Here is a 22,909-nt window from a genome sequence, read left to right on the forward strand (position 1 = left end):
ACGGCTACCGTAACGTTTCTTTTTATAGATGTATGCATCAGAATGCTGTTTTTTGAAACCTAGAAACCAACGTTGAAGCCGGCCGTAAACGTGCGCGCCTGGCCTACTGAGTTGCGGTCGACGCCTGCACCCGTGTTACCGGTCTGGCCTACCGCGGTGTTGCTGGAAATCTCGGGGTCAATGCCGGAGTATTTCGTCAGCAGAGCGGCGTTTTGCACTTGCACGTAGAAACGGGCGCTAGCCATTTTCAGGCGGCCAACCAGCTCAGGGTTGAAGGTGTAGCCCAGGGTCACGTTGCGCAGACGGGCGAAGTCGCCTTTCTCCACGTTCGAGGACATCACCAGCGCCGATCCGTTCGATACGTTGTCGCCGTACACCACCCGTGGCCATTTAGCATCGGTATTTGCTTCCGTCCAGCGCTCCAGAATGTCTACATCGTTGTTCCAGAAGCGCTGGTCGTGTAGGCCAGACTTGGTGCCGTTGTAGATATAGTTGCCACCCGAATACTGGATGAACACGCCTAGGTCGAAGTTCTTCAAACGGAAGTTGTTGTCAAAACCACCGAACCACTTCGGCAATACAGGTCCATAATACTGCCCATCAGTAAGCTGAGTAGGAGCACTGGTATTTTTACCATCCAGCGTAGTCCAGCCTGTAGAGCCAGGACCGGTAGTCCCCAAGTGGTTGTACTGCACTACGGTACCATCAGCCTTCTGAATCATGCGCTGGCCGTTTGCTGGGTTCACACCCAACGACTTCACCGCCAGAATTTCGCCTACGGAGTGGCCTACGAGTGTGTAGTTCACCGTTTCCAGACCCGAGGTGGCCGTACCAATGCGCTGGCCTTCAGTGGCTAGCTCCAACACCCGGTTTTTCTGGGTAGTGAAGTTGCCGCTCATCGTCCAGCTGAAATCCTTCTTCTGGATGGCGTTGAACTTCAGGTTCACCTCAATACCCGTGTTGCGCATAGAGCCCACGTTGGAGTCGATGCTGTTGTTGGGCACGCCTTTCGATGGGGCCTGAGGCACGGGCAGAATCAGACCGTCCACCAGGTTGCGGTAGTACGTCACATCGCCCTGAATCCGGTCTTCCAGCAGCCCGAAGGTCATGCCGACATCGGTCTTCTTGCTGGTTTCCCAGGTGAGGGCAGGGTTGCCGGCCAGGTTGTAGAAGATACTAGCTGAGGGGCCGTACAGGCCAGATCCGTAGGTCTGTAGCGAAGCATAATCGCCGATACCCTGGCTGTTACCTACCTCACCATAGCTACCCGTGAATTTCAGGAAGTTAACAGAGCTCAGGAACGAAGCATTTTTCCAGAAACCTTCTTCTGAAACAATGTAGCCTACCGAGGCGCCATAGAAGTTACCCCACTTATCCGCCCAGGCCGAATAACCATCGCGGCGGAAGTTGATGGAGGCCAGATACTTCTTGCCGAAGTCGTAGTTCAGGCGGCTGAAATACGAGAGCAGATAGTTCTCGCCCTGGAAGTTACCCGCTACCGCGACGTTGGTAAAGTTGCCTTCGAAGGTGTTGAAGAAGTTATCGGCTACGCCCGTACGGTTGGCGCCCCACCGCAGAATCTCGGTGTGCTGCTGCTCACTACCTACCAAGAGGGAGAAGTTGTGATTGTCGCCAACGGTTTTGTCGTATTGCAGTGTGTTTTGCCAGTTCCAGCGCCGGTTGGTGCGGGAATAGTTAAGTGCCTGCCCACCCAATGAGTAACCGTCGCCGGCAATGGCCGTGTAGAATGCGCGGTCTTCGAAGTTGATGTTGTTGATACCGTAGGTAGTACGGGCGTTCAGGCCCGGAACTACTTCCCAGTTGGCATATACGCTACCCTCGATCTGGTTTCCATCGGAGCGGAAATAGTTGTTTTCCAGATCTACTACCGGGTTATAGTAACCAGGGTACAGAGCGGCGCCAGTCGGGCCGCCGGGGTTCAGGTTAGCGCCTGGGCCAATGCCAGCCTGGTAGGTGTTATAGCTGCCATCGGGGTTGAAGGCAGGCAGGTTAGGCGGCAACACCAGCGGCAAGCGGCCTAGGCCTGCCGTACCGAACGCACCATCGGCTACGGAACCGGAGTTGGGCGAAGAGTTTTTGGTATTGGAATAGCCGATACGAGCACCAATCGAGAAAGTCTTGTAGACCTTATGATCCAGGTTCAGACGAGCCGACATGCGCTTAAACTCGTTCTTCTCCAACATACCCTTCTGGTCGGAGTAGCCTACCGACGTGTAGTACGTCGTTTTTTCGGTACCTCCCGAGAAGTTGATGGTGTTGGAAGTAGCAAAGCCCGTGCGGTAGATGTAGTCATACCACTTGGTGTCCACAGTATTGCCGTTGCCATCAAGCGTAGGCCGGAAGCCCTCGACGTTGGTAGCAGCAGCCCCAATAGCAGCCCGGTTCGCGTTCAGGTTCCGAACGGCCTCGTTCTTAATATCCATGTACTGCTGGGCATTCAGCACATCGTAGAGACGTACTGGCTTCGATACCCCGGCCCACGAATCAAGGGAGATACGGCTCTGGCCGCGCTTTCCTTTTTTGGTGGTCACCAGAATAACGCCACCTGCCGCCCTAGAGCCATAGATAGCCGTAGCGGAGGCATCTTTCAGCACCTCCATGCTCTCAATATCGGCGGGGTTCAGGTTGCCGAGCGGGTTGTTGGCCACACTACCTACGGCGGAGCTGTTGCCGCTGAAGGCCGGGATACCATCAATTACGATAAGCGGCTCCGAGCTAAGCGAAATAGAGTTTACACCCCGTACCCGAATTACGGGCGGGTTGTTGAGCACACCGTTGGGGGTCGTGATGTTCACCCCGGAAGCACGACCCTGCAAGGCTTGGTCGAAGCTTTGTACCGGAGCCGTAGCAATTTCTTTCCCGCTAACGGTAGCAATGGAGCCCGTTAGCTCACGCTTGGTTTGGGTACCGTAGCCTACTACTACTACCTCATCTAGGCCAGTAGCATTTGAAGCCAAGGACACATTAATGGACGACTGTGTACCAATAGCTACCTCCTTAGAGGTATAGCCAATGAACGAGTACACCAGTGTTTTTGCGTCGGCTGGCACTGAGAGGGAGTACTTCCCATCCGTATCGGTAGAAGTGCCCTGTGAGCCTCCTTTTACAATAACTGTAACACCTGGCAGTGCTGCGCCATCGGCCGCAACTACTTGCCCGGAGACAGTCCGCGTTTGGGCCTGCACATCTTGGCCAGCCATTGCGAGAACCGTAAAAGGGAACAACAGTAATGTTTTCCTCATGTGTCCTGTGTTAAGATTGAGAATTTGCAGTGTTTGCACCCAATAACTAACACATTCATAACATTAGCAAAACTTATCAGATTAAATTTCAATTAATGCCTTATTTCATTGATGTATATTCAACAGATATATAATCTAAACCAATGGTAGCTTCTTGAATATATCACACCACTTTCTATCATAATTTTATATAACTTTTTTAATAAACACATCCATATTCCTAGCACCTATCTTCTTATTAGTCAGCCCACAGACTTTCGCAAAGTGTAAGTGCGTAATCACTTATATTATCCTATACGCGCATTTTATGCTTTGGACCCCCGAAAAGCCGCCTGCTTAGGTAGAGGGTTTAGTTTTAGCATTATAAAATTTGTCTGTAACTATTTCGGAGCCGAACAGTAACGGTGCCTAGCGGCACAAACCAGGCAGCACGCCCTTACTTAAAATAGTACAATTACATCCTGCGGCTCAATCCTCTTTTTCCTCTTGCCAGGCTGGCAAGAATTTAATTGGGGCGGTAGCGGCAGGAAACGCAGGAGCCTGGCAATTCCCCCACAGGTCTAGGCCACCTGCTGGGGCCCTAAACAGCAAAAAGCCCGACTGGAAAGTCGGGCTTTACTGAGATTCGGGTCTGCATCAAGGGGTGCCCGAGACCGGAATCTCTCTTTCCGGATGGGTACTTGAGCAGGTGGTTTTGAAGTGGGGCGTACTGGGCTCGAACCAGTGACCCCTACCTTGTCGAGGTAATGCTCTGAACCAACTGAGCTAACGCCCCTACAAAACCAGGCTGGCGGCCGTAAAGAGCCAAAGGTAAAATTATGGGGCATATTCTTCTAGTATTTCCTGGTGTAAAATTTATGCTTTGCTGGGCTACACCCTGTAACCTTCTGTCGGGGAGTTAGTATAGCGCTTTACCGATGCCTCCCCTGGTACAGTGCCAGAACCGGTTATTCTCTATTTGCTTCACCGCCCCTCACTATGAAAAAAGCAGCACTCCTCCTCTCACTCTGCGCTCTTAGCACCGCCGCCGTAGCTCAAACCGAAGGCCCCCGCGCTGGTGGCATTGCCTCTTCTACGGATTACTCGCCGGGCACCAGCGACTCGCGCAACAACGGCTTTGGGGTGAAGGGTGGTTTTACCGCCTCCAACTTCCGCGGCGACGACAAGAAGAACTTCGGCAACGAGGGTATCTACAACACCTTCCATGCTGGCGTGTACTCTCAGTTTGGTTTCAACGATAAGTTCTCTATCCAGCCCGAAATACTGTACAGCCGCCAGGGCTTCAAGGGCAGCAACCCCGCCAATACCGCCCAGACGGGCTCCTATACCACCCGCCTCGACTACCTGCAGGTGCCAGTGTTGCTGGTGTACAACTTCCTCGATAACGTGAGTGTGCACGTAGGCCCGCAGGTATCGTTGCTGACCAAAGTAAAGGAAGGCGACCGGGAACGTAAAATCGCCGACGACAACAATGTGTACGGCTACAGCTACAACAGCCTCGACTACGGTCTGGCTGCCGGCCTGGAAGCACGCGTAGGCCCCGCCCGCGTAGGTGGCCGCTACACCGCTGGTTTCGCCGATATCATTCAGGATCAGGACTTGTCCAAGACGGGTACCAAAACGGTTAGCGCTATCAAAAACGGCATGTTCCAGGTATACCTAGGCCTGGGCATTTCCAACTAAGTACAACTGTTTCCGTTTCGTACATAGTAACAAGAGGAAGCCCGCTGGGCTTCCTCTTTTGCGTTGTCTGGCTTACTCAATTTGCGGCATTCCATGGTGGCTCCTTTCCTGTTGTTTCTCTCTGAACCCACCTCTGCTGCGCTGCAGCTTATTAACCACGCCCGCGAACTGCTGGCCGAGCGAGGTATGGCTGTGCTGGGCACCTGGGGCTTGCTGAACCTGGTGGTGAGTGGCTACCTAGCCAAGCGAGCAGCTCCTCGCTCCGAAGACTACTACTTCCACCTGATGAATATCGGCTGGAACATGGTGAACGTGCTGCTGGCCGTGTGGGGCATTCTGCGCGCCCACCCCGCGCAAGTGGCCTCCATGACGCTGCCGGAAAGCCTGGCAGCGCAGTTCGACTTCGAGAAGATTCTGCTCTTTAATGCGGGCCTCGATGTGGCCTACGTGTGCATCGGCAGCTGGCTGCGGGCCCGCGCCGACTCAGCGGATGAGCGGCCAGAGCGTCTGGCAGGTTTTGGCCGCTCTCTGTGGCTGCAAGGCGGATTCCTGTTTCTGTTTGATGTGGGCTTTTATCTGGTGTATCACCCATTTGCCGGACAACTACTGGCGGAACTCCCGTAGGCCACTGCGCAAAAACGCCCCACTAGCCGCTAGGCCAGTGGGGCGTTTTTTTCTAGGCTAAGCCAACTCAGTGGGTGGCCTAGGCGTGGGCTTTTTCCTTTACCAGGGCTTCCTTGATCTTCTCATTGAAGTTGGGAATATCCTGGGGGTTGCGGCTCGTGATGAGGTTACCATCTACCACCACCGTTTCGTCCACCCAGGTAGCTCCGGCGTTCTTAATATCGGTTTTGAGGCTGGGCCAGCTGGTGAGCTTTTTACCGCGCACTACATCGGCCTCAATCAGCGTCCAGGGGCCGTGGCAAATGGCGGCTACGGGCTTGCCGGAGCGCACAAACTCACCGATGAAGCTGATGACGGCCGCTTCGGTACGCAACACGTCGGGGTTCATCTGGCCGCCGGGCAGCACCAGGGCATCGTAGTCGGCCACTCTCACATCGCCGATTACTTTATCTACTGATACTTTGTCGCCCCAATCTTTCTCGTCCCAGCCCTTAATAGAGCCGCTTTTCAGGGAAATGACGTGGGTTTCGGCGCCTTCACCTTCCAGGTATTTCTTGGGCTTTTCCAGTTCCGACTGCTCAAAACCGTCGGTAGCAATAATGGCTATTTTCCTGCCTTTCAAGGCGTCGCTTCCAAAGAGGCTCATATCCGTTTGTGTTTATGTTCGAGAATAAAAAAGCCAGCGCTACACAGGGCAGCACTGGCTTTTATCTAACGAAAGCCCCCAACAGTGGTTGTGAAAACGGGCTCTCTTGTTGAGCTTATTGACCTATAAAATTGTGGCCTAGGCCACTACCGGGTTACTCGTTGCGCTCGTGCTTAAGCTGTTTGCGCAGGCGCTTCACGCGGTCATCGAAACCGTCGGGGTCGTAGCTGATGTCCTCCACATCTAGCTCGTCCAGCATATCCATCAGGTCATCATTGTGCTCGGTGCGGGTGCCGCCGGGCACTTTCACAAACGCCATCTCCGACCACAGCACGGCCTTCAGGCGCAGGCCGTCCTCGCTGAGCATCTGCATTTCTACCACCAAGTTGGAGTTATCGAAATGGATGAGCTGGGTCCGGATACGCACTATTTCGGCGTGCTGGGCGGGGCGCAGGTAGGCCAGGTGGTGCTTGGTGATAACCCAGGCGGCGCCCAGGTCGCGGGATATCTGGCCCAGGTTGAGGGCGTAATGCTGAATGGTGTGCTCCTCGCGGGCATTCAGAAAATAGTCGAGGTAGCGGGCGTTGTTGAGGTGGCCTAGCATATCGCAATCCTGAAAGCGGATGCGGTGAGTGGTTTCGGGTGTGCGCACCAAAGATTTGGCAGCCATACGGAGAGCAGTTGGTAGAAAGAGCAAAGGTCTGGAATTGGCAGCAGAGTGGCCTAGGCCACTCTGCTCTACCCTTCTGTTGCTGAGGGCGCGGAAGACAAAGGGAATATATTGGCCAGCGTGACGTGCGGCCGGGGCTTGCGCTTGGGCGCGGGCTTATCGAACACCACCAGCATTTCCTGCTCACTCAGCAGCGCCATACCCTCGGCGCGGTCGAGGTGTGGCAGATGAGGTACATCAAAGAGGCGCTCCAGCTGATCGGCGGGCGTGAGGCTGTCGTGGGCCTGAAACAGAGCATTGCGCCAGCGGTACACGGCAATGGTGCCATCGAGGTCCATGGTGGGACCGGCCAGAATCAGCAGGTCAGTGCCTTGCTGGCGGATTTCGCGGATCCCCATTCCGCGCAAATCCAGGAAGTGCTTCTTGTACAGCTTGTGCTCCCCGCCTTCTACCTGGCCCAGCCGAAGCTGGCCCTTCTTATGGTCTTCGGGCCTGATTTCGAGCACTATAGCCCAGCCATGCAGCACTGGCCCACGCAACCCCAGAAACAGCCGGCCATCGGGCGAAGCCGCTAGCCCTTCAACATCGAAACCATTGTCTTTGGCGGGCACCTTCAGCATGGGGCCGATGTGCTTATCTTTCGCCAGCACCTGCAGTAGCTCGTTGGTGCCTTTCGTGTCGCCGCGGAGCTGGGCCGCACGCAGCTTCTGGTCGGGCGCGGTGGGGTGCGGGGCAGATTTCAGCAGTTCGAAGTCGCCGGTCTTGGCATTTTGCACCAGCGGAATGCGCGCCAGCAGGCAGCGGTTGGGCGCCACCTGAATCTTGGCGAGCCGCCCAATTTGCTTGGCAATATTGGGGTCTTCGGGCTTGGCATTCTTACGCTTGATGCTGTGCGAGCCCATCACCCAAAGGTAGTTTTCGGCTTCGCCCATACCCTCCAGATCCACTTCTTCGGTGGCTTTTTCGGGTAGGTCTACCAAGTCGGCCAGCTTATAGCTGCAATGCTTGCCAAAGCTACGCGGTCCGGTACGCCGCAACCGTTCAATTGTAGTGCGCTCATCGCAACATACCCAGAGGTTATTGCCGGTTATAACGGCCGCCGAAAGGCCGTCGCGAACGTCGTCGCCGTTGGGGTTGATGCTCAGCTTCGGATCGAAGCGCAAAGTGTAGGGAGGGGAGGGCATATGAGGGGACGTGAGGCAGTAACCTACAAACGGCCCCGCCTCCGTGGGGTTGTAGGCCACTGCTCTGTGCTCTTCCGGGCACTATAATAAGTGTATCAAGCAGCGTCGAGCCCCTACCCTAATCCCTTTGGTGGAAAGGTTGGAATGGGGCCTCGGTGCTGCTTGATACGCTATTTTCAAAAGAAACCCTGGCTGTCCTCTAACTCAGTGCCCTACCCCTTCGCGCCACAGCTGCGGCGCACCTTTTCCAGGCGCTGCACCAGGTCGCGCACTACGGCTTCATCGGTGGTGTACACGGGCATTTCCAGGGTGGTAGAGTCGGATTTGCCTGGGGGCTGGCGCTTGATTTTTATCTCGTAGTAGTGGCGGTCTTTCTTGTCGTTGTGGGCTGGCACGTAGGTCAGGCTGGTTACTTGGCTCCATTCTACGCCCAGGCGCAGCTCAAACTCCACTTTGTCATCGGACTTCACGGCCCAATCGGCCCCGTTTTTCTGGTGGCTGACCTGGAAGTTGCCCGACTCACCACTGCCGGCTGTGCGGTATTTCCGGATGACCTCAGTGAAGTGGCAATTGCTGAGCGTGGCCCTGATTTCAGTGGCGGGTTCGTCGGGGTCGCGGGCCAGTTCGTTGAGGCGGCGGGTCAGGGCCTGTACTTCCGCGGAAGATTGGGCCTGGGCAACGGTGCCCGCCAGAAGCAGGCCGGCCAGAAGCAGTAGCTTTTTCATACTATTCAGCACACAAAAGTGAGACATTCCCCTGCGCCCGGCAGTGGGCCCCAGCGGTAACACCAGGGCAGATGCAGCAGGCTTCGAAAGGGTTGCCTGGGCTTTGTAGGCCAGTTGATTAGCGTCGTATTCCGCTATCTTCCGCCCATGAATAAACCGCCACAAATTGTCTGGATTACGGGTGCCTCCACGGGCATCGGCGAAGCGCTGGCCTACGAGTACGCCCGCCAAGGAGCCAGGCTGGTGCTCTCAGCGCGCAACCGGGCGGCGCTGGAAAAAGTGGCCGCCGCGTGTGCCCCCGCCGAAACGCTGGTACTCCCGCTTGATCTGGCGCAGCCCCTCGATTTTCCCGCCGCTGTAGGTCAGGTGCTGGCGCAGTTCGGGCGGCTCGATATTCTGATCAACAACGGCGGCATCAGTCAACGCTCCCTGGCGCTGGAAACTGGCCTAGACGTAGACCGCCGCCTGATGGAAGTGAACTACTTCGGCACAATGGCTCTCACGAAAACGGTATTGCCGCACCTGCTACGACAGGGCGCCGGACGGGTGGCCGTAGTAAGCAGCCTGGTAGGCAAATTCGGGACGCCCTACCGCTCGGCCTATGCAGCTTCCAAACACGCGCTGCATGGCTTTTTCGACTCGTTGCGGGCAGAACTGACGGTCACTGGCGTGGGCATCACCATTATTTGCCCGGGCTTTATTCGCACGGGCGTTTCTATAAACGCCCTCACCGGCGACGGCACTCCCCTCGGCACCATGGATGAGGCCACGGCGAAAGGCCTGGCTCCCGCCGACTTCGCCCGGCAAGCCGCCCACGCCATCGCACAAGGACGCAACGAGGTGTACATAGGAGGCCGCGAAACCTGGGGCGTGCTGCTGAAACGGCTGGCACCGGGACTATTCACACGGTTTTTAAGTCGCGCGAAAGTGCGCTAGGCTAGTCCCGCAACAGTACCTGTAAACAAAAACGTCATTCCGAGCTTGCCGAGGAATCTCGCGTGCTGACGCATGGATTACTATTGCAACATCAGCACGCGAGATTCCTCGGCAAGCTCGGAATGACGTTCTACTATCACTTCTTATTCGTTTGTACTTCTATATATAGTGGCCTACTGCCCGGCTTTGCGGGCGCGCATCTGCTCCTGCACCTGGCGCTGCTTTACTTTGAGTTGCTGGTACTGGGGTGGCGTCAGGACTTGCTGCAGCTCCTTGTCGGAGGCGGCATTGATGCGCTTTAGCTCGGCCATCAGGGCGGGACGGTTGGTGCTGTACTGGCGCTGGGCGGCGTTGGCTTTTTCGGCGGTTTCCGTGAACACACCCCGCACTTTACGGCGCTGCTCATCCGTGAGCTTGAGTTCTTCGGTAAGTACGTCGGTCAGGTCGCGGGCGGCGGAAGAGGCTACCACGGGCGCGGGTGTGGCTACCGAGCGGGCTTCGGGAATGTTTTTATTGCGGCGGGCGCAGCCGGTGGCCAGGGTGGTAGTAACGGCCAGAGCGAGGAGAAAACGGGCAGCAGACATAGTACAATAGGGAGGGGTGTGCCTGCGCATACGCGAAAAACACACATAGCGGTTATGCTATTTTACTCCCCAAGCCCTCCTACCCCACCGCCACGGTACTGGCTGCTCCCGAGCGCATAACCGGATTGCTGGTTTTCAGGTGCTGCGCCGTGTAGTGAGCCAGCGCCATAATGGTAAGCATGGGGTTTACACCGCTGCACGCCGGAAACGCCGAGGCATCAGCCACAAACAGGTTCCCGACTTCATATAGCTCGCCGGTAGGGCTGGTGGGGTGCGTGCCCGCGTCGCCGCCCATGCGGCAGGTGCTCATCTGGTGGGCGCTGTAGAGGCTGAACTGGTTTGGTTTCCAGCCTAAGTAGGGCAGCTGGTCCAGCAGCTCGGGGTTTTGGAGCACTCCATTTTGGGCATGCAACGTAGGCAGGGTGCCGTGGGGCAGATATACGGTATCGGCACCGGCGGCTACGTGTATCTCGGCGGCGGCGCGCACGCCCTGCAGCATGTGGCCGCGGTCGAAGTCGCTGAGGGTATAATCGATGAGGGGGCACCCGTTCTTATCCACCGTAATGCGGCCACCATCCCGGTCGCGGGTGAGCACAATGAACGAACCGAGGTGGGCGGCTTGGCGCATCATTTGTTTGTGCTGCTCGCCGGAACGCCACGGTAATACCATGGCCATCAGCCCGCTATGGGCGGGCGGCGTTTCCAGCTTCACGCCAAAGTTGGTGCCGTCCAGCATCGTGAAGCAATCATTCACCACCGACATCATAGGCCCGTGCCAGGGATTAATGCGATGCGCATAGTGCGCCGAAACGGCCACCGTGGGGTGCAAATGCAGATGCTCCCCGATGTGCGGGTGCTTCAGGCCACTGCGCAGCAGCAGCGCCGGCGTCTGTATGGAGCCGCCCGCCACCACTACCCGGCGCGCCCGCACGGTCACGCGCACCTGGCGCCCATCGGAAGTGGTATGCACGGCTTCGGCTCCGTTGGCGCGGTTGCCGACAATGGTGATGCGCTCTACGTGCGTATCGGCGAGAAGGCGCGCTCCGTGGTTGTAGGCCTGTTGCAGGTAGGTATTGAGCGTGCCTTGCTTGATGCCGTGCCTGTCTCCGAAGCAGCTGTAGCCCAGGCTCTCGTAGTGGCTTTCCGAATCGGTAAGGCCTTTTTCGTTGCGCGGAATCAGCTTAACCTCCTGGCCTAGCTTGGTGGAGCCATCCCAGAGGGCTTGATTTTGGCCGTTGTGGCGGTGGTAGTCGATGTTCACGCTCAGGGCCCGGCTCACGGCATCGAGGCTTTTCTTGAAATCAAGCGAAGCAAAATGTGGCAATTGGTGTTCCCTGGCCCATTCCTGCAGCACGTAATCGGGGGTGCGGAAGGCGCCGGCCCAGTTGATGGTGGTGCCCCCGCCCAAGCAAGAGCCAGCCAGCAGCGCAATACCGCCATCCTGAGTACTCAGGGCCCCACGACCATCGTAGAGGTGGCCTAGCATATCTACTTCGCGCTGCGAAAACTCGGCGCCGTGGAAGTAAGGCCCCTTTTCCAGCACCAGCACATCGTGGCCAGCCGCGGCCAGCTCCCCGGCTACCACTCCCCCACCGGCCCCGCTTCCAATCACGAGCACGTCGCACTCATAGGTGACATCCTGGGTTGGCTTCATGGTTTTGATAGGCCTAGGCGTGTCTACTATTTCCTCCTGCTGCGGGCCGGGGTAGCCGATGTGCTCCCACACAAAGTTACCCTGTTCCGGCGTGGAGCTGCCATAGAATAAGAAGGTGAACAGCTTACGCAGGGCATGAAACCCCTTCCGAAACTGGGGCACATTGCTGGCGGCCCAGCTTTGCAGCAGTTTCTCGCGCTGCTCCGGCGCCAGTCGGCTAAACGGCCGCAACGAGCCAAACCACGTGAGACCCACAGCCGGCGTTTCCAGGAGCGTCAGGAGCTGCAGGAATTCCTTGCGGGCTCCGGCCGGCTGCACCTCCAGCACCTGCGCAATCTTCTCCAGGTCTACGCCTTCGGAGCCGCGCCGCGCCCAATACGTCGCGTCGTCGGTTTCGTGGCCGGGTACGGCCGGGATAAAGGTATCGGCAAGGGCGCGCAGGGTGGCGCGCTGAGCTTCGGTGAACTGCATAACCTGATGAGCGGGATAGAGAACTGATCCGGCGGCGGTTGATGGGGCCGGCCCTGGAAAAGTTCGGCAATTTTTCCCGAAACTACTCGGCTTGCATACGAAAAGGCGAAATGGTGAGATGAAGTGGCGGAACTCTGAGTAGCACGTTCGTTTACACCTGCACGTCATCCTGACGAAGGAAGGATCTTATCACGCAAGGACGAAGCGCTAGGCCAGTCGTTCACGCGTGATAAGATCCTTCCTTCGTCAGGATGACGTGCCATTTGACTTTATCACCTCATCACTTAGCAATCCTTACAGATACTTCAGCAGCCACCCGATCAGCTTCCTTACTTTGGGGGTGTAGGGTGGGTACATGGTTTTGATGCCGGTGCGGCCCACGCGCTGTTGTAATACTGATTTCTCGTTGCTGAACCCGATAAAACCTGCGTGGCCGTGGGCCTTGCCTAGGCCACTGTTGCCAAAGCCGCCGAAGGGCAGGTCGGGGTGGGCCAGGTGCAGAATGGTTTCATTGACGCAGGCGCCGCCAGCGGGAATGTTGCGGAGCAAGTAACGCTGGTTTTCGGCGTTTTGGCTGAACACGTAGAGCGCCAGGGGCTGCAGGCGGAAGTTTACCACGTCGGCAGCCTCCATGAGAGTACTGAAGGTTTGAATGGGCAGCAGCGGGCCGAAGATTTCCTCCTGCATAATGCGGCTATCGGCGGGCGCATCCAGTAGCAGCGTGGGCTCAATGAAGCGCTGTCCGGCATCTACCATTCCGCCCGAAACGATGTTGGCGCCCTGCGCCTGGGCGTCTTCCAGCAGGCTCGCCACCCGCTGAAAATGGTGCTGGTTTACAATACGCGCATACGATTCGGAAGCGGCGACGCCTTGGCCTTCGGGGTCATAGAAACGCGCAACGGCGGCCTTCATTTCCCGGATGAATGGCTCCTTCACCGACTCCTGCACCAATAAGTAATCGGGAGCCACGCAGGTCTGACCGGCGTTTATGCCCTTGCCCCACGCAATCTTCTCGGCGGCATCGCGTAGGTTGGCGGTTTCATCCACAATAACGGGACTCTTGCCGCCCAGCTCCAGCGTAACGCTGGTTAGGTGCTCGGCGGCGGCGCGCATCACCACTTTGCCCACCTGCGGGCTACCCGTGAAAAAGATATGGTTGAAGGGCAGTTTCAGCAGCTCGGTGGCCACGTCTTTGTCGCCTTCCACTACAGTTACCTCGGCGGGGTCGAACAGCTCGCGGCACATGCGGGCCAGCAGCGCCGCCACCGTGGGCGTCATCTCGGAGGGCTTGATGATGCAGGCGTTGCCAGCCGCCAGCGCCGAAACCAGCGGATCGATGGCCAGATAAAACGGATAATTCCAGGGCGCGATAATCAGGCAGACGCCTTTCGGCTCGTACTGCACCCAGCCACGCGCGCCCATCAGGGCCATGGGCGTGCCCACTTTGTGGGGCTTCATCCACTGGCGAAGGTGGCCTAGCGTGTGCTTGATTTCTACCTGCGAGGGCCAGATTTCCGTGACATCGGTTTCGGGGAGCGGCTTGCGGAAATCGGCGTACAGGGCCTGCTGAATGGCGGCGCGGTTTTCCTCAATCCAGTGGCTGAGCTTGCGCAGCCGGGCCGCTCGTGGCGCATGGTCCTCCCGCCGAAGTACTTCGGCGCGGACCCGCTGCTGCTGAAACAGCCGTTGAATAGTGGCCGCATCAACAGTGACCGGTGGCGGAGCGAGGGTAGGTTCCATGGGAAAGCGAAAAGATAATACGGCTGGGTACGTTAAATTCAGCGCAGGCTACTGCACTTGCAGTCAGATAACAGCATCTTTGTGGCAGAGTTCGGCGGCTGCCGGGTTCCGCAGGGCAACTATCCCGCCCCGCTATGTGCTAGACTGGCCTAGAGATGCAAGATATCAGCCACCGGCTCCGAAACTTAGTAGAGTTATTAAACAGCAGGCTGCCGGAGTTACCGGAAACTGAACTGGTGTATACGCCTGGCCCTGGTCGGTGGTCGAAGAAGGAAATTCTAGGCCACCTCATCGACTCGGCCATGAACAACCACCGCCGGTTTGTGATGAGCCAATTGGGGCCTGAACCTTTGCTGATTACTCCCTATGAGCAGCGCGAATGGGTAGCGCTGGCCCGCTACCAGTTTACGCCTAACCTGGAACTGCTTAACCTCTGGACACTGCTTAATAAGCAAATTGCGCGGCTGCTGGAGAATTTGCCCTCCACTGCTGCTGCTCAGCGCTGCGAGTTCGATAACGGCTACAGCGTGACGCTGAGCTGGCTGGCGGAAGACTACGTGATGCATCTGGAGCACCACGTGCAGCAGATTCTGAACCCGGTATCCTACTGAGTGGCAGCAGGCGGCTTGGGCGCTTTGCAACCTGCCGCACTGGCACGGCACTTCCTACCGAAATGGCCTTCAGCAGTGGCCTAGCGCTACGCTCAGGCTGCTTTCCCTGATTTCAGCATCTTATCCAAGTTATTAATTATCAGATAATTACAATCATCAAAAACCTAATGGCGTAACAATTAGATAAACCAGGCGGCACATTGGGGTAATAGGGCGAATCTACCTTTGCCCTCATTATGCAGGACACCATTACCAAGATCAGCCTCGTCTTTTTGTTGTGCTTTGGGACCCTGGCTACGGCGCTGGCCCAGGGCACAGGCAGTATAAAAGGCACCATTTCCGATGCCCAAACACAGGAAGCCGTCATCGGCGGCACGGTGCATCTGGACAAAACCACTATCGGCGGCCCCACGGATGTGGATGGCCGCTTTTCTTTGGACAAGGTGCCCGTGGGCGAGTACACGCTCATCGTGTCGTCGGTGTCCTACAAAACGGCTTCTATTCAGAAGGTAGCCGTGAAAGCCGGCCAGGCCACCACCGTCAACTACAAGCTGGAAACCGACCAGCAGAACCTCAACGAGGTGGTAGTAACGGGCGTGCGGCGCACCAACACCGAAATGTCGGTGATTTCGGAAATCAAGCAGGCCAACGTGGTGGTCAGCGGGGTGTCGTCGGAGCAGATTGTGAAAACCCAGGACCGCGACGCGGCCGAGGTAGTACGTCGGATTCCGGGCGTGACCATCGTCGATAACCGCTTCATCCAGATCCGGGGCCTCAGCGACCGGTACAACGCGGTGTGGCTCAATGATGTGGCCGCCCCCAGCTCCGAAACCGACCGCAAATCCTTCTCCTTCGACATCGTACCTAGCTCTTTGCTTGATCGGGTGCTGGTGTTCAAGGACCCTTCGCCGGAACTGCCCGGCGACTTCGCAGGTGGCCTAGTGAAAGTGTACCTGCGCAAACCCGCCCAAAATGAGCGTCTCCTGACGGTAAACTACTCCTCGGGCTACCGCAACGGCACTACGGGCAAAGACTTCTACACCGATAAAACCCAGGCTGGCGACGCCTTTGGTTTTGGAGCCATTAAGCGGGAACTGCCGGGCGGCTTTCCGCAGCTGAGCACGGCTTACCAGCAATACGAGCGTGATTTCTACGCCAAGCAAATCGAGAACACCTTCCCGATTTATAAGCTGAAGGCCATGCCCGATATCCGCTTCAACGCGGCGTATATGGACCAGATCAACCTCAAGAACCTGGCCATCGGAAGCATCACCTCGGTCAACTACACTAACACCTTCACCAACTTCAACATCGACCGCAATCTGTTCGATGGCGCGGGTCAGCGCACCGATCAGTTCAAGGACAACCAGTCGTCGAACAACATCCGGCTGGGCGCCATCCAGAACTTCAACCTGGTGCTCGATAATGGTGGCCGCCTGGAGTTCCGCAACCTGTTCAACCAGCAGGCGCGCAACCAAGTAACCACTCGCCGGGGCTTCGATAACGACGGCCGCCTGGTGCGCAACAGCTACCAGATGGGCTACCAGGGTCGCACCACCTACACGGGCCAATTGGCCGGCCAGCATACCTTCAACAAAGACAAAACCAACTTCGATTGGGTGGCGGGCTACGGCTACTCGAACCGCAACGAGCCTGACCTGCGCCGCGTGTCGTACCAGTCGATTCCGGCGGCTACGGAAGGTGGCGCGGCTACTGAAACCGTGCTGACGCCTGCTACGGGACAGGTAGACGTGAACAATGCTGGCCGCCTCTACCAGAAGCTCAACGAGCACAACTACACCATCAACGCCAACCTGAAGCACCAGGTACAGGTAGCGGAGCGCACCGTAGAGATTGGGACCGGCACCTACCTGGAGTACCGCAAACGTGATTTCCAGGCTCGCGCTTTCGGCTATTCGCTGAACGCAGGTGGCTTACAGGGGCTGCGCAGCGAGGCAGTAGGCAACATCTTTGATCCGCAGAACATCGGCACGGATGGCTTCCGCCTGACGGAAGACCTGAACTCGACTTACCGCTACAACGCTAACAACCAGCTGGCTGCCGGCTACCTCTCCCTCAACATTCCGCTAACCGATAAGCTGAAGGTGGTGACGGGTGCCCGCTACGAGCACAACGTGCAATCCATCGAGACGGGCATCAACGGCCAGCCGGTGAAGCAGGATGTGACAACTAACTTTGTGCTGCCTTCAGCTAACTTCAGCTACAGCTTCAACGAGAAGAACCTGGTGCGCGCCTCCTACGGCCGCAGCCTTAACCGCCCCGAGTTCCGCGAAGCCGCGCCGTTCTTCTACTACGACTTTGACTTTAACGTCCTCAACTACGGCTCGCTGTACCTGAACCCCGAGCAGCCGCTGAAAGTAGCCAGCATCGACAACTTTGATGTGCGCTATGAGCTGTACCCCAGCAGCGGAGAGCTGATCCACATCGGCGCATTCTACAAGAACTTCACGAACCCGATTGAAAACACGGTAGTCCTGACCACTAACCTGGCCTACACCTTCGCCAACGCTCCCAGCGCCTACGCTTATGGCCTAGAGCTGGACCTGAAGAAAAACTTGAGCTTTCTGGACGAAGCCTTCGGGACGACTGGCCTGCGCAACCTCTCGGCGGTGTTCAACGCCTCGCTCATCAAGAGCCAAGTGCAGCTCGGCGACAACTTTGTGGCCTGGGACAATAAGCGCGCCCTGCAGGGCCAGTCGCCTTACGTGCTGAATGGAGGCTTCTACTACAACACGCCTAATAACGCCTGGCAGGTTACGGCTCTGTACAACGTGTTTGGCCCGCGCATCCTATTCGCCGGCAGCAACGACTACCCCGATGTAGTGGAGATGCCCCGCCACACCGTGGACCTCTCCCTCACCAAGACCGTGACGAGCCGCCTGACCCTGAACGCGGGCATCCAGGACCTGCTGAACCAGAAAGTGAACCTGGTGCAGGACTTCAACCGCGACAAGAAGTACGAAGCTAAAGCTGACCCCTCCTTGAGCAGCTACCGCCGCGGCACTTACTACACCGTAGGCCTGCGCTTCAATCTGGAGCCCCGCGCCCGCCAGCTTACGCCCCTGCCATAGCCTTTCGCCTTTCCAGCTTTTCCTTTCCAGCTTTTCCTTTCCAACTCTTTCCTAGCCTGCTTTTCATTTCACCCCTTTGTATGAAAAAGAACACCCTTTCCCTCGCCCTGGCAGCTACTCTGCTGGCCGGACTGGCATCGTGCAGCAAGGAAGACACCACGCCAGCTCCCAACGTAGTGGGCGGCGGCACCACTACCCCCACTACCCCAACCACTCCCAACACCGGACAGCTAGTGACCGTGGGCGGGAGCGGCAAAACCTCTATCACCACCAATACCACGTGGTCGGCCAGCAACAAGTATTTGCTGAAAGGTTTCGTGTATGTGCAATCGGGCGCTACCCTGACCATTGAGGCGGGCACCATTATTAAAGGTGACAAAGACACCAAAGGCGCCCTCATCATTGAGCCGGGCGCGAAGATTATAGCCGTGGGCACTGCTGAAAAGCCCATCATCTTTACCTCGAACCAGCCGAAAGGCTCCCGGAACTATGGTGATTGGGGTGGAGTAATTATTGCCGGCAAAGCACCGCATAACGCCGTGACGGCTACGGCGCAGCCGGTAGTAGAAGGCGGAGTAGACACCAAGTACGGCGGCTCTGATGCTGCCGATAACTCGGGTACGCTGCAGTATGTGCGGATTGAGTTTGGTGGCGTAGCCTTCTCCCCCGACAACGAGGTAAACGGCCTGACCCTGGCCGGCGTAGGCAGCGGCACCACGATTGACCACGTGCAGGTATCGTACAGCGGCGACGATGCGTTCGAGTGGTTTGGTGGCACGGTGAATGCCAAATACTTGGTTTCGCACCGCACGTTTGACGACGACTTTGATACCGACAATGGTTTCTCGGGCAAGATACAGTTTGCCGTATCCCTGCGCGACCCGCTGCAGGCCGACCAATCGGGCTCCAAAGCGTTTGAGTCGGACAACGACAGCAAATCGAATCCTGTCAAGCCCCAGACCTCTGCGGTATTCACGAACGTAACGGCGGTAGGCCCCATTATCAACACCACCGGCGGCAGCTACAGCCCTCAGTACACGGCTGGCGCCCATATTCGTCGCAACTCGAGCATCAGCATTCTGAACTCGGTGATTATGGGCTACCCCACCAACGTGCTGATTGACAACGCCCAGACGGCGGCCAACGCTGCCAACGGCGACCTGCACTTCAAAAACAATATTGTGGCCGGCAGCCTTACGGGCTCCAACTCCACCGGCGGGCAGCGCAGCATCATCTACATCGGTGGCACGGGGGGTGGTGGCAGCCTCACTACCAACAACGTCATGGCCTCCGACTCCTCGGCGTGGGGCAGTGCCGTAGGGCCGCTTACCTGGCTGAAGACCAATGGCAATAAGCGCTACGCCACGGCCGATAACGTGCAGCTGCTGAACCCCTTCAATCTGACGGCTCCTAGCTTCCTGCCCCGCAGCGCTTCTCCTATTGTAGCTACCGGCGGCGTCACGGCTGACTTCACGGACAGCAAAGTATCGGATGCCTTCTTCACGAAAGTAGCCTACGTGGGTGCCTTCTCCGGCTCGGGTGCTTCCTCCGATAACTGGCTGGCTAACTGGACCAACTTCGATCCGCAGAACACCGACTACTAAGTTTATATATCCTTATTCTATCCGCCGAGACCGGAACTGGCCTACAGTTCCGGTCTTTGGCTTTTTGGGTGGCCTAGGCCCACTGAAGTAAGCTGAGCCGGGCCATGAAACCGGGTAGCTGATGATGAAGGAAAAAATGAGTGGCCTAGGAAGGGCACTATTCTTGAGACGACCCGCGTTTACGAAGCTTGTCTTTACCTGTGCTGATGTCGTTTTCTTCTGTTGCCTGGCCTTCGGGCCGTACTGCCTTTCTGCTTTCTTTTCTTTTTCTGGGGTTTTTCGGGCTTATGCAGCCTGCTGCAGCGGCCTCCGGGCCGGGCCGCCAACCCCAGCCGCGCATTCAGGTGCGGCCCATTGCCGATAAGGTGTACGTGCACACCTCCTACCGTTACTACTCGGGCAACAAGGAGCCCGTGCCAGCCAACGGCCTTATCATTAGCACCACCAAAGGCGCTATTTTGGTAGATACGGGCTGGGACTCTGACCAGACTCTGCAAATCCTGCGCTGGGTGGCCGATAGCCTACACCAACGGGTACGGATGGCGGTCATCACGCACGCCCACGAAGACCGTTTGGGTGGCATTCCGGCGCTGCGCGCCAACCACATCAAGGTCATCAGCAGCAAGGCCACGGCCCAACGTGCAGCGGCCCGCCAGCTAGATGTACCCACGGCCGCGCTCAAGCCCTTTACCGTCATCAAGGCCGGCAACACCAAGCTGGAGCTGTTCTTCCCCGGCCCCGGCCATGCCCCCGATAACTTGGTGGCGTGGCTGCCGCGCCAGCGCGTGCTGTTTGGCGGCTGCCTGGTAAAGGAAATGGCGGCTCCCACTCCTGGCAACATCGACGATGCCGACCTGAAAAAGTGGCCTAGCACGGTACGAACCGTAGCCGCCCGCTACCCAAAAGCCGCCGTAGTAGTACCCGGCCACGGCGCCTGGGGTGGCCTAGAACTTCTGACGCACACTCTGGAGGTATTGCGCGCCCCCGGCCGCCAGGCCCAAACGGCCCTCGGCAGATAGAGGCTTGCGTTGGGTATTGTGCCAGCGGGGCAGCAGAGAGAAGTAGCCTAGACCACTTCTCTCCGCTGCCCCGCTGGCATTTTCATTTATATAGAACAAAACCTATTTCTCTTGAACTATCCTCAGTAGCTTGCAGCAACCTTACTCTCTCTGCCAGATGCTGAATCGACGTACTTACTTTATTCGGGAACACGTAGGCCTGTTTAAGCTCAAGGATACTTACGACATCCTCGACCCCGAAACCAACGAGCAAATTGGCTTCGCCAGTGAGGCCACGCCCTCGTGGGCGGTGTGGCTGCGGCTACTCCTGAAGAAGCACATGCTGCCCGTTACCATTGCGGTGCGGGAGCAGTCGGAGTCGGCACCCCTGATTCAGATTCAGCGGGGCTGGACGTTTCTGCGCTCCAAGGTGCACGTGCTGGATGCGCAGGAGCAGAAAATCGGCTACTTCAAGAGCAAGCTGTTCTCCTTCAACGGCGGCTTCTACGTCTATAACCTCCAGGATGAGCAGATTGCCGAGATAAAAGGCAGCTGGAAAAGCTGGGACTTCAAATTCATCAGCGCCTCAGGCCAGGAAATTGGGATGGTGACGAAGAAGTGGGCCGGCCTAGGCCAGGAACTGTTCACCAACGCCGACAACTACCTGATTTCCATCAACGATATGGGCGAAACCCAGGCCGCTTCCAATGCCCTGCTCTTGGCGGCTGGCCTGGCCATCGATACCGTTTTCAACGAGCAGCAATAGTCCTACATTCTCCTATAAGAGAAGAACGAGAAGGGGGAAGTGGCCTAGGCCACTTCCCCCTTCTCGTTCTTCTCTCTGTCACACCTTTACTTGCCCTTCTTTGAGCGATTCTTCTTCAGGTAGGCCTTGGCTTCTTTGGCGGCGTCTGATTTGCGCTCCGACTTCGCTTCCACCTCTTTGTAGTAGCGAATGGCTTCGGCAGTGTCCTTTTGCTTTTCGGAGATACGGGCCAGGTTCAGGAGCGCATATAGGTAGAAGCCCTGGGTAGTATCACCGGACGTTTCGGAGAATACGATGCACCGCTGGTAGTAGTCCTTGGCCTTGGGCAGATCCTGATATTGGTTCTGCATCAGGCTGCCCAGAAAAAACGTGGCGTAGCGGCCACTGATGGCCTCATAGCCCGGCATGCCCCGATTGATCTTGTCCAGAATATCCTTGCTCACCTGCTCGCACTCCGGCAAATACCCGCGTTGGTAGCAGGTGAGGGCATAAAACCGCTCCAGGTAGCCATTATCCGGGAAGGCTTTCCACATTTGCTGCGCGATGGGGAAAGCCTCTTCGGGCTTGTTTTCCTGATTCTGTAGAATCTTCATCAGGAACACTTTGGCCTCGTTGGAGGTGTAGAAGCCGTTTTGCGCCACATGCCGAAGCTGCTGCACCCCTAGCTGGCGGTTGCCCTTCGGGAAGAACAGCAGCACGGGCTTGAGCAGCTTATAATTATCCGAAATCCAGACGGCGTAGTAATTAATAAGCGCCTGCCCGAACAGAAACTCCGGGCTCAGGCCATTGGCTTCCTGGCTTTTATCCAGATAGTCGAGGGCGCGCTTGCTGGAAAGGGTAGCCTTGCGCCAGTTGCTGCGTTCGGCGTTTAGGCGGGCATCAAAGCCATACGCAGCCGAGAGGAAAAAGCAGGCTTCGTAGTTCTTGCGGTCTTTCTGGTACATGTTTTCGCCTTTGGTGATGGCGGTATCCATGTAGGCAAAAAAGGTCTTGTCGTATACCTGCGTGGTGATGTTGGTGGGCATAATTTTCCACCAGGTAGTGAGCCCCAGCAGGAAATACGGCATGGGGTGGTTGGGGTAGCGCCGCCGCAAAGAGCGGAATTGCTTTTCCGCTTTGTCGTACTTGAAGTTGTAGAGGTTCTGCACCGCCCCTTCCAGCTCCGTCTGGATATCCTTATCCAGCAAAAGCCACCCTTTGGTATCGACGGCATTGGGCGCAATGTCCACGTTGCTTAGATCTACCTGGCGAGTGGGCTCTGGCTGGGTAGGAACGGACGGTACAGGCTGCTGGGCCTGCACACGCAACCCCACCAGCAAGAGCAAACAAATTAGTTTAAGACGCATAGCAACCACTTGAACTCCTAATGTTAGGAAAAAGGTCGCAGTTGCTCTCGGCAGAAGGCAGGCTGTGGGCGCGCTTTGCGGACGCCCGCTGATTTTATTAACTGGAAACACTTCTATCACAATTGCTTACATCTCCTATAACGACCGCACTTACTCCCCTAGCATATTCGGGCCAACTGAATATTAATCGGGAAGCCATAAGTATATCAACCTGTTACCTACCAGAAGCTCATGAGTAGCGTTTGCCGAGAGTAGCCGGCCCTAGAGGCCTAGGGGCAAAAAAAAGAGGTTGAAGCTCCCACAGCTTCAACC

17 protein-coding genes and 1 tRNA gene are annotated in these 22,909 nt (G+C 57.0%); 8 read left to right on the forward strand and 10 right to left on the reverse strand.

Annotation, left to right across the window (positions count from 1 at the left end; genetic code table 11):
* Positions 1-59 precede the first annotated feature (59 nt).
* Both CFT68_RS15835 and CFT68_RS15840 read right to left on the reverse strand, forming a co-directional pair.
* Positions 60-3,263: a SusC/RagA family TonB-linked outer membrane protein gene (locus CFT68_RS15835; RefSeq protein ID WP_088844504.1), complete on the reverse strand. Its 3,204-nt coding sequence runs from the start codon at positions 3,261-3,263 to the stop codon at positions 60-62.
* 700 nt (positions 3,264-3,963) lie between these two features.
* A tRNA-Val gene (locus CFT68_RS15840) sits at positions 3,964-4,038 on the reverse strand.
* 203 nt (positions 4,039-4,241) lie between these two features.
* Here CFT68_RS15840 and CFT68_RS15845 point away from each other — a divergent pair.
* Together CFT68_RS15845 and CFT68_RS15850 are read left to right on the forward strand one after the other, a co-directional pair.
* Positions 4,242-4,946, forward strand: a complete 705-nt coding sequence (locus CFT68_RS15845; protein ID WP_088844505.1) for a porin family protein — start codon at positions 4,242-4,244, stop codon at positions 4,944-4,946.
* A 93-nt stretch (positions 4,947-5,039) separates the two neighbouring features.
* Complete coding sequence (locus CFT68_RS15850) at positions 5,040-5,570, forward strand: DUF6992 family protein (protein WP_088844506.1); 531 nt, start codon at positions 5,040-5,042, stop codon at positions 5,568-5,570.
* A gap of 79 nt (positions 5,571-5,649) precedes the next feature.
* Here CFT68_RS15850 and CFT68_RS15855 read toward each other — a convergent pair whose 3' ends face one another.
* The 4 genes from CFT68_RS15855 to CFT68_RS15870 form a co-directional block, all read right to left on the reverse strand.
* A complete protein-coding gene (locus tag CFT68_RS15855; RefSeq protein ID WP_088844507.1) occupies positions 5,650-6,216 on the reverse strand; it encodes a type 1 glutamine amidotransferase domain-containing protein in 567 nt (188 codons plus the stop codon).
* Between the two features lie 154 nt (positions 6,217-6,370).
* Complete coding sequence (locus CFT68_RS15860) at positions 6,371-6,886, reverse strand: acyl-CoA thioesterase (RefSeq protein ID WP_088844508.1); 516 nt, start codon at positions 6,884-6,886, stop codon at positions 6,371-6,373.
* Positions 6,887-6,954: 68 nt separating this feature from the next.
* Positions 6,955-8,070, reverse strand: coding sequence for a DUF3616 domain-containing protein (locus CFT68_RS15865; RefSeq protein ID WP_088844509.1), 1,116 nt, complete (start codon positions 8,068-8,070; stop codon positions 6,955-6,957).
* Between the two features lie 212 nt (positions 8,071-8,282).
* Positions 8,283-8,795 (reverse strand): hypothetical protein, encoded by a 513-nt coding sequence (locus CFT68_RS15870; protein ID WP_088844510.1) that lies wholly within the window; start codon positions 8,793-8,795, stop codon positions 8,283-8,285.
* A 147-nt stretch (positions 8,796-8,942) separates the two neighbouring features.
* On the opposite strand from CFT68_RS15870, the gene CFT68_RS15875 reads away from it, so the two are divergent.
* Positions 8,943-9,731, forward strand: a complete 789-nt coding sequence (locus tag CFT68_RS15875; protein WP_088844511.1) for an SDR family oxidoreductase — start codon at positions 8,943-8,945, stop codon at positions 9,729-9,731.
* Between the two features lie 173 nt (positions 9,732-9,904).
* Here CFT68_RS15875 and CFT68_RS15880 read toward each other — a convergent pair whose 3' ends face one another.
* The 3 genes from CFT68_RS15880 to CFT68_RS15890 all read right to left on the reverse strand — a co-directional run bounded on the left by CFT68_RS15880 (position 9,905) and on the right by CFT68_RS15890 (position 14,180).
* Positions 9,905-10,315, reverse strand: a complete 411-nt coding sequence (locus tag CFT68_RS15880; protein ID WP_088844512.1) for a hypothetical protein — start codon at positions 10,313-10,315, stop codon at positions 9,905-9,907.
* Between the two features lie 79 nt (positions 10,316-10,394).
* On the reverse strand, positions 10,395-12,440 hold the full coding sequence (locus tag CFT68_RS15885) for an FAD-dependent oxidoreductase (RefSeq protein ID WP_170934827.1): 2,046 nt from the start codon (positions 12,438-12,440) through the stop codon (positions 10,395-10,397).
* Positions 12,441-12,734: 294 nt separating this feature from the next.
* Positions 12,735-14,180 (reverse strand): aldehyde dehydrogenase family protein, encoded by a 1,446-nt coding sequence (locus CFT68_RS15890; protein ID WP_088844514.1) that lies wholly within the window; start codon positions 14,178-14,180, stop codon positions 12,735-12,737.
* 155 nt (positions 14,181-14,335) lie between these two features.
* On the opposite strand from CFT68_RS15890, the gene CFT68_RS15895 reads away from it, so the two are divergent.
* The 5 genes from CFT68_RS15895 to CFT68_RS15915 all read left to right on the forward strand — a co-directional run bounded on the left by CFT68_RS15895 (position 14,336) and on the right by CFT68_RS15915 (position 21,251).
* Positions 14,336-14,791, forward strand: a complete 456-nt coding sequence (locus CFT68_RS15895; RefSeq protein WP_088844515.1) for a DinB family protein — start codon at positions 14,336-14,338, stop codon at positions 14,789-14,791.
* Positions 14,792-15,027: 236 nt separating this feature from the next.
* Complete coding sequence (locus CFT68_RS15900) at positions 15,028-17,883, forward strand: TonB-dependent receptor (RefSeq protein ID WP_088844516.1); 2,856 nt, start codon at positions 15,028-15,030, stop codon at positions 17,881-17,883.
* 80 nt (positions 17,884-17,963) lie between these two features.
* The gene (locus tag CFT68_RS15905) at positions 17,964-19,487 is read left to right on the forward strand and encodes a hypothetical protein (RefSeq protein WP_088844517.1); all 1,524 of its coding nucleotides are present in this window, start codon (positions 17,964-17,966) and stop codon (positions 19,485-19,487) included.
* 206 nt (positions 19,488-19,693) lie between these two features.
* Positions 19,694-20,506 carry a subclass B1 metallo-beta-lactamase gene (gene bla / locus CFT68_RS15910; protein ID WP_088844518.1) on the forward strand — a complete coding sequence of 271 codons (813 nt, stop codon included), beginning with the start codon at positions 19,694-19,696 and terminating at the stop codon, positions 20,504-20,506.
* A gap of 157 nt (positions 20,507-20,663) precedes the next feature.
* A complete protein-coding gene (locus CFT68_RS15915; RefSeq protein WP_088844519.1) occupies positions 20,664-21,251 on the forward strand; it encodes a phospholipid scramblase-related protein in 588 nt (195 codons plus the stop codon).
* 86 nt (positions 21,252-21,337) lie between these two features.
* Here CFT68_RS15915 and CFT68_RS15920 read toward each other — a convergent pair whose 3' ends face one another.
* On the reverse strand, positions 21,338-22,597 hold the full coding sequence (locus tag CFT68_RS15920; RefSeq protein WP_088844520.1) for a tetratricopeptide repeat protein: 1,260 nt from the start codon (positions 22,595-22,597) through the stop codon (positions 21,338-21,340).
* Positions 22,598-22,909 lie beyond the last annotated feature (312 nt).

The organism is Hymenobacter gelipurpurascens, from assembly GCF_900187375.1.
Lineage (GTDB): Bacteria > Bacteroidota > Bacteroidia > Cytophagales > Hymenobacteraceae > Hymenobacter > Hymenobacter gelipurpurascens.

What these genes read in the sequence shown, in the direction of transcription:
- CFT68_RS15885 (WP_170934827.1), bottom strand. Translation starts at nt 12,440, where the DNA reads ATGCAGTTCACCGAAGCTCAGCGCGCCACCCTGCGCGCCCTTGCCGAT.
- CFT68_RS15905 (WP_088844517.1), top strand. Translation starts at nt 17,964, where the DNA reads ATGAAAAAGAACACCCTTTCCCTCGCCCTGGCAGCTACTCTGCTGGCC.
- CFT68_RS15920 (WP_088844520.1), bottom strand. Translation starts at nt 22,597, where the DNA reads ATGCGTCTTAAACTAATTTGTTTGCTCTTGCTGGTGGGGTTGCGTGTG.
- CFT68_RS15835 (WP_088844504.1), bottom strand. Translation starts at nt 3,263, where the DNA reads ATGAGGAAAACATTACTGTTGTTCCCTTTTACGGTTCTCGCAATGGCT.
- CFT68_RS15900 (WP_088844516.1), top strand. Translation starts at nt 15,028, where the DNA reads ATGCAGGACACCATTACCAAGATCAGCCTCGTCTTTTTGTTGTGCTTT.
- CFT68_RS15865 (WP_088844509.1), bottom strand. Translation starts at nt 8,070, where the DNA reads ATGCCCTCCCCTCCCTACACTTTGCGCTTCGATCCGAAGCTGAGCATC.
- bla (WP_088844518.1), top strand. Translation starts at nt 19,694, where the DNA reads ATGTCGTTTTCTTCTGTTGCCTGGCCTTCGGGCCGTACTGCCTTTCTG.
- CFT68_RS15915 (WP_088844519.1), top strand. Translation starts at nt 20,664, where the DNA reads ATGCTGAATCGACGTACTTACTTTATTCGGGAACACGTAGGCCTGTTT.
- CFT68_RS15860 (WP_088844508.1), bottom strand. Translation starts at nt 6,886, where the DNA reads ATGGCTGCCAAATCTTTGGTGCGCACACCCGAAACCACTCACCGCATC.
- CFT68_RS15845 (WP_088844505.1), top strand. Translation starts at nt 4,242, where the DNA reads ATGAAAAAAGCAGCACTCCTCCTCTCACTCTGCGCTCTTAGCACCGCC.
- CFT68_RS15875 (WP_088844511.1), top strand. Translation starts at nt 8,943, where the DNA reads ATGAATAAACCGCCACAAATTGTCTGGATTACGGGTGCCTCCACGGGC.
- CFT68_RS15870 (WP_088844510.1), bottom strand. Translation starts at nt 8,795, where the DNA reads ATGAAAAAGCTACTGCTTCTGGCCGGCCTGCTTCTGGCGGGCACCGTT.
- CFT68_RS15880 (WP_088844512.1), bottom strand. Translation starts at nt 10,315, where the DNA reads ATGTCTGCTGCCCGTTTTCTCCTCGCTCTGGCCGTTACTACCACCCTG.
- CFT68_RS15890 (WP_088844514.1), bottom strand. Translation starts at nt 14,180, where the DNA reads ATGGAACCTACCCTCGCTCCGCCACCGGTCACTGTTGATGCGGCCACT.
- CFT68_RS15895 (WP_088844515.1), top strand. Translation starts at nt 14,336, where the DNA reads ATGCAAGATATCAGCCACCGGCTCCGAAACTTAGTAGAGTTATTAAAC.
- CFT68_RS15855 (WP_088844507.1), bottom strand. Translation starts at nt 6,216, where the DNA reads ATGAGCCTCTTTGGAAGCGACGCCTTGAAAGGCAGGAAAATAGCCATT.
- CFT68_RS15850 (WP_088844506.1), top strand. Translation starts at nt 5,040, where the DNA reads ATGGTGGCTCCTTTCCTGTTGTTTCTCTCTGAACCCACCTCTGCTGCG.